The 11,904-nt window shown below is 50.2% G+C and carries 6 protein-coding genes and 3 pseudogenes; 7 read left to right on the forward strand and 2 right to left on the reverse strand.

Annotated features, from left to right (window positions below; genetic code table 11):
* Positions 1-97 precede the first annotated feature (97 nt).
* A pseudogene (locus GEI7105_RS29675) lies at positions 98-1,455 on the forward strand (RNA-guided endonuclease InsQ/TnpB family protein).
* Here the strand turns inward: GEI7105_RS29675 and GEI7105_RS0108350 are convergent.
* The gene (locus GEI7105_RS0108350) at positions 1,409-2,716 is read right to left on the reverse strand and encodes a TMEM143 family protein (protein ID WP_017660024.1); all 1,308 of its coding nucleotides are present in this window, start codon (positions 2,714-2,716) and stop codon (positions 1,409-1,411) included. The pseudogene GEI7105_RS29675 and the gene GEI7105_RS0108350 overlap by 47 nt on opposite strands.
* Positions 2,717-3,059: 343 nt before the next feature.
* On the opposite strand from GEI7105_RS0108350, the gene GEI7105_RS29680 reads away from it, so the two are divergent.
* The 4 genes and pseudogenes from GEI7105_RS29680 to GEI7105_RS0108370 all read left to right on the forward strand — a co-directional run bounded on the left by GEI7105_RS29680 (position 3,060) and on the right by GEI7105_RS0108370 (position 8,830).
* Positions 3,060-3,713 (forward strand): eCIS core domain-containing protein, encoded by a 654-nt coding sequence (locus GEI7105_RS29680; RefSeq protein ID WP_017660025.1) that lies wholly within the window; start codon positions 3,060-3,062, stop codon positions 3,711-3,713.
* A gap of 413 nt (positions 3,714-4,126) precedes the next feature.
* Positions 4,127-5,475: pseudogene (gene iscB, locus GEI7105_RS29685) on the forward strand (RNA-guided endonuclease IscB).
* 190 nt (positions 5,476-5,665) lie between these two features.
* On the forward strand, positions 5,666-7,093 hold the full coding sequence (locus tag GEI7105_RS0108365; RefSeq protein ID WP_017660026.1) for a M50 family metallopeptidase: 1,428 nt from the start codon (positions 5,666-5,668) through the stop codon (positions 7,091-7,093).
* Between the two features lie 147 nt (positions 7,094-7,240).
* On the forward strand, positions 7,241-8,830 hold the full coding sequence (locus GEI7105_RS0108370) for an HlyD family secretion protein (protein WP_017660027.1): 1,590 nt from the start codon (positions 7,241-7,243) through the stop codon (positions 8,828-8,830).
* 198 nt (positions 8,831-9,028) lie between these two features.
* On the opposite strand, the gene GEI7105_RS0108375 is transcribed toward GEI7105_RS0108370, so the two are convergent.
* On the reverse strand, positions 9,029-10,399 hold the full coding sequence (locus GEI7105_RS0108375; protein ID WP_026097515.1) for a sensor histidine kinase: 1,371 nt from the start codon (positions 10,397-10,399) through the stop codon (positions 9,029-9,031).
* 1,036 nt (positions 10,400-11,435) lie between these two features.
* On the opposite strand from GEI7105_RS0108375, the gene GEI7105_RS0108390 reads away from it, so the two are divergent.
* The gene (locus tag GEI7105_RS0108390) at positions 11,436-11,684 is read left to right on the forward strand and encodes a DUF7219 family protein (RefSeq protein ID WP_017660031.1); all 249 of its coding nucleotides are present in this window, start codon (positions 11,436-11,438) and stop codon (positions 11,682-11,684) included.
* A 100-nt stretch (positions 11,685-11,784) separates the two neighbouring features.
* Positions 11,785-11,904, forward strand: a pseudogene (locus tag GEI7105_RS39765) (segregation/condensation protein A); the annotation flags it as partial.

The raw sequence follows: 11,904 nt of genomic DNA on the forward strand, positions 1-11,904 counted from the left end.
AGGGCTTGGGGGGTGGTGAAGCGACGGGAGGGAGTAGTTCGCTTAAGCCTAGGAAACAAATATTTATTTCATAGGCTATAATAATTTCATGCTAAACATGACGTGGGAATTCAAGCTAGAGCCAACGGCGGAGCAGGTTTCAGACATCGAACACATTTTGGATGTGTGCCGCAATGTCTGGAATTTTGCTCTGCGGGAACGTAAGGATTGGCTAAATTCCCGCAAGTCGCCCGTAAATGCGTGTTCCATCGTGCAGGAATACATCTTGCCAGCGGATGCACTATTTCCCAGCTATGCGCGGCAGTGCAAGTCCCTAACTGCGGCCAAAGCTGAATACCCCCGATTGAAGACTGTCAACGCTCAGGTTCTTCAACAAGTCATCCGAAAATTGGAAGCCTCCTGGGAGTCGTGGCGGTTAAAGCGTTCGGGTCTTCCACGGTTCAAAAAAACCAACCGGATGCGAAGCTTTGTCTTCCCCCAGATGCTCAACGCTTCGGCTCCGCTCAGCGTTGAGTCCGAGCGGAGTCGAGGACTCAAAAACTGTGTGTCTGACAAAGGGATTAAGTTGCCTCAGTTGGGATGGGTTCGGGTTCGGTGGTCGCGGAAAATTCCTGATTTATTCCAGGTTAAGCAAGCTCGAATTGTTCGCAAGGCATCCGGGTACTTTGTCGTGCTTAGCCTTCAGGCTGACGTCGATATTCCTGCTGTAGCCCCTCACGGACATCCGGTAGGGATTGACGTTGGACTGGAGTACTTTCTTTCAACGTCTGATGGGGAACAGGTCAAGCGACCTCGCTTTTTCAACAATCTGCACCGCAAGCTGAAATCGCTGCAACGTCGATTGAAGAAAAGCAGAAGGGGTCAGCTAACTGGCTGAAACTCCAGAAGAAAATTGCCAGAGTCCATCAACGTATTGCCGATACGCGAAAAGACTGGCATTTCAAGCTGGCTCATCACCTCTGTGATGGTGCAGGGATGATTTTTGTCGAAGATCTCGACTTCCGCATTATGGCCAAAGGGATGTTGGGCAAACACACTCTAGATGCTGGGCTGGGACAATTTGTGAATCAGATCCTTCCCTGGGTGTGCTGGAAGCGTGATGTCTTTTACGGCAAGGTGGATGCTCGTGGCACTTCTCAGGAATGTCCAGACTGTGGAGTGGAGGTTCGCAAAGATCTCTCAACTCGAATCCATCACTGTCACAACTGCGGGTCAACAAAGCCCCGTGATGTAGCAAGCGGACAAGTTATCTGTAGCCGTGGGCAACGGCAAATCGAAACTGCCTGTGGAGGGGAGGCGGCGGGGACTGAGGTTACTCAGTCTAGCTGGCACCTGTTGAAGCAGGAAATCTTTGGGGCGACCCAAGGAATCTCCCTGCATACCCGGAACGGGTTGCTGGGAGAGGATGTCAATCTCGGCAAAACTGAAACGCATTGTCCCAAATCTCATCGATGACGGCTTTCGCGGTTTCGAGGGGAAGCGGTTGACATCGACCGCGTTCGTCGTACTGCATCAGCGGTGAGTTATCCGGACCGCCTCGAATAGCTTCTAAATTCTTCAGCGGTCCGTTGATGTCGAAGTCGATCGCCGTCTTGAAGTTTTCCTCCATCCAGGTTTCGATGCGATCGTCGAGTTGCGAAGGCGTCAGCGGTTCGGAACTCTGAAGTAAGTGGTAGTACACTAATAAAATCTCTTTACATTCTTCTTCTTCGGCTGCATTAATTAATAGGGTAAAAACACTGGAATTACTGGCAATGTTTCGAAAAAATAACGTTTCGGTCACGTGTTTTTGAAACTTAATTTTTTTGCCTTGATAGGTACTGTATTGTTTGAAGGCAAAGCCTCCCAGTGCTATCAAAAGTGACAGGACAGCCAGTAAAACGGGGGTAAGATTTTCCACGTCGTCTTCGTCGGCTCGCAGGGCGCCGATTTCGTGCGAGCCGACAGTGAGAAACAGAACGACGCCAATCACGAGCAACAGTTGCGGTAAAACCTTGAGCATCACCGGAACGGCCGCCCCGATCGCCGGAACGACAAATAACAACCGATCTTTTAACGTCATGCTGGTTTTAACGTTAGGAAAGAGAAATTCGAGATCGGGTTTGGGAACGTTTTTATACAAATAAACATAGGTTTTTCCCGGCTCGAATTCGAGACTGTCTGGATCGATTTTTTTGCGTCGAAAATATTCTTTTCCTTTATATTTAATAAAAACAGCCACTCGCTCTAAAATATCGAGTTTCAATTTCCGCGTAAAAAACATCCATTTTTTAACGTCGATCGTTTGAAATACGTCGCCGCGATAGTAGCACAGGAAGCGATCGAAATCTTGAAAATCGACGTTGGTTTTCAAATCGATGAGCGATCGATCTTCAAAAGCTTCTTCAAGCAACTCTCGAGACAGTTCGATATAGTTTGCTCGTTCGAGAATGTGACGAAACGATGACACGACCCGTTCTTCCATCTGGGCGAGATCCGAGGCGGTCAGATCGCGAATCGCAACGGTCGTGCGATCGGGATCGAACGGAGCATAGTTGTCTAAGATGGTGCGAGTGTAACGGTGAAACTGAAAATGGTAGTACGCCGCTAATAGATTGCAAAATTCTCGGAACTTCTCCGCTTGGGACTCGTCAAAAGAACTGTCGGACACGCACAGTTCGACGAGATCGCTCAAGCGATACGGAATATAGGCTTCTCGATCTTCGTAAACAGCCATCTCGTTCGAGTCAACGACACGGATCTTACGATACCGCTGTTGTGGCGCGATCGAAACACCCTTCTCGGTTGCATCGCCCCATTTCTTAAAAATCTGTAACAAATTGACTTAAAGTTTAATATTTAATTTTTAACATTTTTGGTGAGCCAGATAGCGGTCTCGCCTTTGAGACTCCTGTTTTAATAAGAATAAAGTCCCTCCGGACGACAAGCCGGAACGGGTCATCCTCATTGTCGAAGTCGAAGCATAAATTTAGGTGTGAGTCAAATGTCCTTCGACACGAGGCGACCTCTGCTGTCGATTTCACCTCGAACTGGTAACGAACTGTTGCTGTTAGTTGTTAATGCCACGTCATTCTCGATTTGCGGTTTACCTGAGCGGGCTACTCGGGTGTCTGTCGGCGGGAGTTTTCCTGGCATCTCTCTCGAGTTTAGTGGCTCGAGCGTGCTATTCTCCCGAAACCGCCTTGGGACAAGTCTGTCGCGGTCAAGTTCCCGATTCGATTCCCGAACCCGTCTTAGCTAATTTGGGAGCCTTAGCGTACCAGGCTATCGCTCACGTGATGGAACGCAACCACGAACGCCCCCAACCCCTCAACGAGACTCAAAAACAGTATCTGCGTCCTTACTTTGGCGATTTGGTCGATCGGGTTCGCATCGTCTATGACGCCAAGCTGATGGATAACTGGGTGGGGGCGAACCTGCGACTCGATCTCGGCTACTCGAACGCCCAGGTGTACGGATATCGTATTTACGTCAACGAGTCCTACCGTCCCGACGACCTCGAACAAGTTATCCTGTTAGCCCACGAACTGATTCACGTCCGCCAGTCGGAACAGTTAGGCGGCTTGGGAGAATTTGGCTATCAATATTTTCTCGCCTACAAACGCGCCGATCGCGTCTACGAAAACAATCTGTTCGAGAAAGAAGCTTTCGCCTTCGAGAAACGGTTCGAGCAGTGGCTTCAACACAACCAACAGCATCGGAAGATGAGGTGATGATGCGATGATGCGATGGGGAGGTGAGGGGTCTTTTCCTTGTCTCCGGGTTTCGTTTTTTCCGTCTTTTTCGTGAAGAGTTGTTACAAGACCCGACGATCGCCGTAAAACCGGGTGCGATTTCACCGAGAGATAGATGAAGGGTTGGCATCTCACTGGATGTCAACAACCCGCCGTCAAGCCTGTTGGCTATGACGGGGGCTTGAAAAAGCCCACAAGTTGACCAGCCTAAGTCTTCCGAAGACTACGTTACGTCCGAGAGTTTAAGTTCCTACCGACGAGTACGTTGCCAGCTTGTCGCTCTAGAACTGAAAAGTTAAACAGCTTAAAACGGGTTAAGGCAGTGCTTTTCAGAGAGTACCGAGACGTAACCTTGGCGAGGCAAACGTTACCCCTTTTGGGAGTTGTGTATTATGCACGTTTTCGTTCTCGATAAAGACAAAATCCCCCTCGCACCATGCCATTCGGCCAAGGCACGGCGGCTTTTAAAATTCCGTCGTGCTTCGGTATTTCGTCGCTATCCATTTACCCTTATCTTGCACGAGATTGAAGCCAAAGATTGTGTCGTTCCGGAAACTCAACTCAACGCTTCGGCTCCGCTCGCTTCGACTTCGCTCAGCGTTGAGTCCGAGCGGAGTCGAGGACTCAAAATCGATCCCGGCTCGAAAACAACTGGGTTAGCTATCCTGAGTGAAAACCGAGTTATTTGGGCGGCCGAACTGGCCCATCGCGGACAGCAAATTAAGAACGATTTAGAGAAGCGTCGCGCTTTACGACGCTCCCGACGCCATCGAAAAACTCGTTACCGAAAGCCTCGCTTTCTGAATCGAACTCGTCAAAAAGGTTGGTTAGCTCCCAATCTTCTACACCGGGTTGAGACTATATTAACGTGGGTCAATCGATTGCGAAAACTCTGTCACGTTGCTGCCATCTCTCAAGAATTAGTGAGGTTTGACACTCAATTACTTCAAAATCCAGAAGTGCAAGGTGTTGAATACCAACAGGGGGAGTTGTTGGGCTACGAAGTGCGAGAGTATTTACTGCAAAAGTGGGGACATAAATGTGCTTACTGTGGCACAGAAAATCAACCGCTCGAAGTGGAGCATATCGTTCCCAAGTCCAGAGGAGGAAGCGATCGAGTTTCTAACCTAACGCTGGCTTGCCATTCTTGCAACCAAGCTAAGGAAAACCGAGATATTCGCGAGTTTCTATCGGGCAAACCTTCGATTTTGAATCACATTTTAAAACAAGCCAAAGTCCCTCTTAAAGATGCGGCAGCAGTCAACTCGACTCGTTGGAAGCTTTACCAACAGTTGAAAGAAACTGGATTGCCCGTCGAAGTGGGAACGGGGGGGTTAACCAAGTTCAACCGTACCCGATCGGGGTTGCCGAAAACTCACTGGCGTATAGGCGGCTTGTGTCGGGAAATCGACTCCCGATCGATTAGATGTCGCGGTCGAGAAACCTTTACTCGTTGCAGCCAAAGGTCACGGAGTTCGGCAACGATGTCGTTCCGATAAATACGGTTTTCCGAGAACTCACGCTCCGAAAGCCAAATCCTTTCAAGGTTTTCCAAACGGGCGATATAGTCAAGGCGACAATTCCTCAAGGAAAATTCGCCGGAAATTACACAGGACGGATTGCCATTCGGTTTCGCCCTTCCTTTCGACTGAACGCTGGGGTTAAACCTTTCGACGTTCATCCGAAATATCTAACAACTGTTCATCAATCAGACGGCTATGAATACAGATTCTCGAAATAAGGATGCCCTGTCGGGCAGTTCGTTTGTTGGCGGGAATTCCCCTCCCGCTAATCCTGTCGGATATAACGGGAGTCCCCTTCCCGCATTTTATAGCAGTACGATTTCGTTTGCGGCTTGTTTTCAGGATAGATCGTTACGGTATTGGGTTTTCAGTCGATCTGTTTCCGCAAACCATTTAGGATGGCTATAGATGGTTACGGGTTCTCGGCTTCCGACGGCGATCGCAATCTCTGACGATTGGATTTGTCCCGATATTCGCCCCTATTGGCAACTGTTGCAACTCAAACAAGACAATCGCGTACTGTTGCGCTCTCGCGTCACGGCGGCGCGATTTCAGCTTTCGGGGGCCGAAGGCTATGCGTTGCGATACTTCGTCGGAAAATACAGCGTGGCTGAGGTGCAACGCCGCTGTCAGCGAGAGTTTACCGTCATCGATGCGCAACTCGTCACGGGATTGATTCAAAAACTGGTGGATTTGGGCGTGTTAGCCCTCGATTCTCCGAATTCGCCACCGTCGTCTAATGCTTCCCCTCGTTTCAAGGCTGGGGTGGAATGGGTGAAAAATCCCGATGGGTACTGGGTGTTGCGGAACCCGATCGATCGCACCTATTTACAAGTTTCCGCCGCCGACAAAGCCGCGATCGATGCCAAGTTGGGGGACGACACCACGACAGACACCGCCATCGATCCCCAACAATGGCGCAAACTCCTGCAACTGCTGGCGGCGACGGGAATGCTGGAGGGTACCGAACCTCAAAAACGCAAACGGGGCAAATTCAACCCCATGCAGTTACTCTTTTTCCGGGTTCCGCTGCTGAATCCCGATAACTGGCTGACGCGACATATCGATCGATTGCGCTGGCTGTGGACGAGGGGTTTTGGCTGGAGTTTGACGGCGTTTCTCGTGGCGTCTCTGGTGGTGGGTTTGTCGCAACAAGGGGAAATTCTCGATATCGGAACGCAACTGTGGACGACGCAAGGGGGAAGTTTGATGCTTCCCTTCGTTCTGTTGGCGTTGACGGTGGTGTCGGTTCACGAACTCGGTCACGCTTTTACCCTCAAGCATTACGGCGGCGTGGTTCCGGAAATGGGACTGCTGTTTATGTGCTTGTTTCCCGCTGCGTACACGAACACCACTGATTCCTATTGTTTGTCGCGGTGGCAGCGGCTTCAAGTGGTGGGGGTGGGGGTTTTGACGCAAATTTCCATCGCCGCGATCGCCCTTTGGACTTGGAACTTGTCGATTGAGGGAAGTTGGCTGTACACCGCCAGTTACTTGCTGATGGCGTCGTCTCTGTTTACCGTTGCGCTCAACCTCAATCCTCTGGCGAAGTTCGACGGCTATCATTTGGCGGTGGCGACGACGGGAATTAATAACCTTCGCAGTCGATCGTTTGGCTTTTATAAAAATTTGCTGCAAGGAAAGCCGATTCGCGAAACTTCCCGCGATCGCAAAATTTTGGCGGTTTACGCCCCTTTAAGCTTGGTCTACATCTGTAGCGTCTTTGGCTTTCTGTTTTTCCGTCTGATGGGGTGGACGCTGACCAATATTCCCGCGATCGCTCTGTTTCTTGTGGAACTCTGGGCGATTTACTACATTTTTGCCCCGGAGGATTGATTGGGGTTCCCAAATTTTTGACTGAATTCTTCACCACAGAGACACAGAGAACACAGAGAGTCTTGGAGGAAGTTGTATTAAGAAATCGGGTTTCTGCATAAGTCCTATCACTGTCGATTTTGTTACTGTCGTTTTTAGCATCTACCCATGAACCCACAACCTCAGCCGAATAACTCTCCGTTAAAAGTGGTTCCGCCCCAGGGAACCGCTGCGACACCGCTGAAATCGGACAAGCCCACCCAACCCGCCCCGCAACCGGCTTCAGAGACGCCTGTGGCGGAGTCGAAGGGAAACCTCAACCGTTGGGCGATCGCGGGCATTTTGGCCGTTGGCGTGGGGGCCTTGGGCTTGATTCCGCTTCCGAATTACGTAACGGGGGAAGCGGAAATCGATTCTCGTCCTGGGGAACGCCAAGCGGTGACGACGGTTGAATCGGGTATCGTCGATCTACGAGTGCGTCGCAACGATCGCGTCCAAGCCGGAGATATTCTCGCCACGATCGACAATCCGGAATTAGAAGATCGCATTGCGGAGGTGCGACGATCGATCGAACAGGAAGAATCGGCGTTACAAATCGCCGAACGGGAGTTAATTATCGCGCAAACTCGCTTGATGGCGGCTCAAACGGAACAATCCAACGTTCAACGGCGACTCGATCGCGAATTCAACGACTACGACGCCGCCGCTTCGGGAACGGGAGTTCCCCAAACTCGCCAGGTGGAACGGGAAATCGACGGGATACGCTACGAAATCGCCGGATATGAAAACGAGGTGGCGAGATTGGAAGGGGAAATCGCGGAAGTGCGAACGCAACAGCGATCGCTCGAAGGCGAACTGGGGTTACTGCGCGAGGATCTCAGCAATAGCGACACCCGAATGGAACGGTTGCAACCTCTGATTGCAGAAAGTGCGATCGCGGACGAGTATATTTTCAATGTCACGAGCCAGCGATCGAATATTGCGCGACAAATCGAACAAAAAGAAGGGGAACTGGAAGCGACGATCGCTCGCATCGCCCAGTTAAACAGTCAGATCGATCGCCAACAAAACCTCGCCCTGCAACGCGATCGCAACATCGACGCCAACCGAGAACGCATTCAAGACGTTCGCCACCGCCTCGAAGACGAACTGATGCAAGTGCGAGACGAACTCGACAGTCGCATCGCCCAGCGACAATCGGCTGAAGAAGAAGTTACCGCAGCGGCGGCGAAAGTGCAAAGTCACCAAGATGCGATCGCCTCGTTTGAAGCCGAATTAGAACGGTTAGAAGACCAACGAGGGGAATTAACGCTACGGGCGACCACAGACGGAACGGTGATTACCGAAGGCTTAGATTTGCGAGACGGGACGCGCATGGAAGCGGGGGAAACGCTGCTGCAAATTGTCGATTTAGGGGAACTCGAAGCCCGCGTCCAAATCGCCCAAGGGGATAAAAATCTGGTGAGTAAGGGTCAACTGGGACGCTTCCAAACGGAGAACCAAGGAAACACTGACTACAGGGCGGAAGTCTCTGAAATCGGCCCGAGTATTGATTCCGAAACCCCCGGTGCGAAACCCGTGTTAGAAGTGACGTTACTCCTCGACAACGACGACGGCTTCCTTTTACCCGGTCAAACCGGCCACGTCCACATCCGCACGGTCGATCTAAACCTCTATCAAAAGATGCAACACCAGTTTGGCAAACTTTTTGATATCTCCCGTTACGTTCCCTGGATGGGAGGGGGAATCGAGAATTGATAACGAAGAGGATTTCTCCCTCTCTCCCCTTTTACAGTGAACAGTGAACAGTGTTTCAGTCACCAGTCACCAGTCACCAGTCACCAGTTAAAACAGTTGACAGGTAACAGTTTCTCCCCCTCTCCCCCTCTCCCCCTCTCCCTCTCTCCCCCTCTCCCTCTCTCCCTCTCTCCCACTCTCCCCCTCTCCCTTGCTTTCTCAATGTAATAGGGGAAAACACACGGTAACGACGGTACCGCGATCGACCTCGCTTTCGATAGAAATCTCGCCGCTGTGGTTGTCGACGATCGCTCGAGCGATGGCGAGTCCCAACCCCGATCCGACGCGATGAGAAGCATCGTGAGACCGCGCGGGGTCGGCGCGATAGAAGCGATCGAACACGTGAGGTAAAGCATCGGGAGAAATACCGATTCCAGTATCTTCGACCCGAGCTTGTAAGGCCGACCCCTGTTTGGTGGTGACGTACTTTAAGGAAGCCGTAACCGTTCCCCCTGGAGGAGTGTAGAGAACGGCGTTTCCGAGCAAGTTTGCAAACAGCCGCACCAGACGATCGCGATCGCCGTATAGACCAAACGTGGCGTCGGGTTGCGAGGGGGGTTCGACAATATCGACCTGTAACTCCACTTGCTTTTCAATGGCGATCGCCTCTTGTTCCTCAATAGCTTCGATTAACACCGCCTCTAGGGATACCGTCTCCTTTTGAGACTGCACCATACCGCTATCTTGTCGCGTCAGAAACAGCAAATCGTCCACCAACCGACCCAAGCGGCGAGTCAGCCGTTCGATCGTTTGTAACTGTTGGAAGCACGACCCTTGCACCGTCTCGGGTTCGGCTAACGCCACTTGAACGTTGGTTTGAATGCTGGCGATCGGACTTCGTAGTTCGTGGGAGGCATCGGCGGTAAACTGCTTTAAGCGTTGGTAGGACTCGCGAACTGGATTCATAGCCAATCCCGACAACCACCAACCGATCGCCGCAACAGACGTTACCATGACGATAAATCCAAAACTGAGATCGATGACGAAGTCGCGGCTGGGTTTGCTGATTTCAAACCAGGGGTGACTGACGCGCAAGTAGCCGAGGGGTTGGCGATCTATTTTGATGGGTTTGGTAATTTGACGCAGTACCGGACGGCTTTCGGATCGTACGTTCCCCAACCCTGGAAACCGTTGCGGGGTCGCACTTCTTTCGGGGGCGAATTGGCTCGGCCGGTAAACGGTTTGTGGCGTCGAGGTAGTACTCAAGGGGATGTCGAGAGGTTCTGAGAGCGTCGACCACAGGAGTTCTCCGTTGGGACTGAACCATTCGAGGTCGATACGGTCTTCTTCGAGGGAACTGGCGTTGTTGCGAACGCTGCGTTCGATGTCGGGTTGGAAGGGGTGGTGTTGTTGGTTCTCGAGGGCGATCGATCGCGACACCACTTCGACGACGTGCTTGAGGGTGTCGTCTACGCGATCGATCAGGGTCGATCGCACGTAGAGATAGACTGTCGTGGCGAAAACCAACAGTAAAATGGCGGTGACAGTGGTATACCAGATGGCGAGACGGCGTCGCGTGGTTTGGAACATCGGTCTAAAATCGCTCGTCAACATTGCTCGGTCAGTTTAAGGCAAGGGTTCGCTCTTGTGCGATCGCCGACCCGTACTAACGTTTTTTTGCAGTCTCGATTTCTCGTTTACACAGCTCCTCTGTCGGTCTGACGGTCTCTTGCGATCGCACACCCAGACGTTCTCAGCACGATCGACTGGTATATCCTTAAATGCTATATTCTCTCGAAATTTAGCAAAAAACAATCGAAATAAATTATTTTATGCTTTTATGCTGATATTTGATTTCTTATTTTGGGTTTTCATCCAAATGCTAACAAAATTCAATATTGTTTGGGGTAGGCGATCGCAATTTTCAGGGAAATCGCAACTGGAGAAATCGGTGTTGTTTTACTGAAGGCGATCGAACGTGAAGGACGTTAGCAGCACGCAAATGACTCGAATATGTTCAGATTTTGCTGGTTTCAGCCAGCGAACCGCCATTGAAAATTATTTAAGTGCGTAAATTTTCAAAAAAATTTTGACAACACTTCATATCGTGGAGTATCAAACGATATAGAAATCAATATTTCGTTACTGCGTAGAAGCCGATAGATTCTATATCTACCTACCCAACCGAGTTAGTATTCGATACAGTATTTTTACGTAAATTGGATATTGCTTTTACGGATTACATTATAATTTTTTTAGAACAAAAACCAGTATTTTCCCTGTCTTCATTTTTTGATATTGTTGGGTATAATAGCAATATAAAAGTTAATTGTTCCTCGATCGATCCAAATTAAACCTCGTTTTTCTCGAACGCCACTTCAATTTCAATATCGTTGATTTTGTGGAATTTAAGAGTTGGGATCGACAATCTTAAAGAGAAAACGCAAACAAACGAAATTTTATAAAATTTAAATAATTACATAAAAAGCCGTCTATAGGATTACAATTCGTTGCAAAATCCGCGTTAATTAATCGTTCGCTGTCACAAGTCACAAAAAAAGGTTATGATAAGGTTAAGAGGAAAATCGAACTAAGAATCGCACTCATTTATCAAAAGGTTATCACCATGGATCGCAATCAATTTTTGTATCCCCACATCCCTTATCGCGGAGCCGTCGCGCCCGAACATCCAGAAGTTTTACTCTTCGATGCCAACTTGCAAGAATTCGCCCAACGAGTGAGTTTCATCAGCAATTTAGAAACCGGCGGAAAATTATCACCAGAAGAAGCCTATATCCAAGTTAGAGAACTCTGGAAACAGCTCAAGCAATCGAGTAAAGACTTGGGGATCGCCCAAAAACCGGATTCGCGATAGTCCCGAAGCGCCGAGCAGTCGAGACCTCCGTTGCGGTACAATGCCAAAGCACGTTCGCAACCGCAAATCGAACGCGCGACTGTCACGGAGGTTTCTGTCGTTGACCGTATCGATCGCTCAAGACGCTATCGAACTGCTCCTCGATCTGGCCGAACGGGGAGAGATAGACCCGTGGGACGTGCGAGTCGTCGATGTCATCGACCGACACCTGAACCAACTG

The sequence above is a fragment of the Baaleninema simplex PCC 7105 genome, from assembly GCF_000332355.1.
GTDB lineage: Bacteria > Cyanobacteriota > Cyanobacteriia > Cyanobacteriales > Geitlerinemataceae > Baaleninema > Baaleninema simplex.

Coding starts and splice junctions, on each gene's coding strand:
- GEI7105_RS29680 (WP_017660025.1), top strand. CDS start 3,060: ATGCCACGTCATTCTCGATTTGCGGTTTACCTGAGCGGGCTACTCGGG.
- GEI7105_RS0108350 (WP_017660024.1), bottom strand. CDS start 2,716: ATGGCTGTTTACGAAGATCGAGAAGCCTATATTCCGTATCGCTTGAGC.
- GEI7105_RS0108375 (WP_026097515.1), bottom strand. CDS start 10,399: ATGTTCCAAACCACGCGACGCCGTCTCGCCATCTGGTATACCACTGTC.
- GEI7105_RS0108365 (WP_017660026.1), top strand. CDS start 5,666: ATGGTTACGGGTTCTCGGCTTCCGACGGCGATCGCAATCTCTGACGAT.
- GEI7105_RS0108370 (WP_017660027.1), top strand. CDS start 7,241: ATGAACCCACAACCTCAGCCGAATAACTCTCCGTTAAAAGTGGTTCCG.
- GEI7105_RS0108390 (WP_017660031.1), top strand. CDS start 11,436: ATGGATCGCAATCAATTTTTGTATCCCCACATCCCTTATCGCGGAGCC.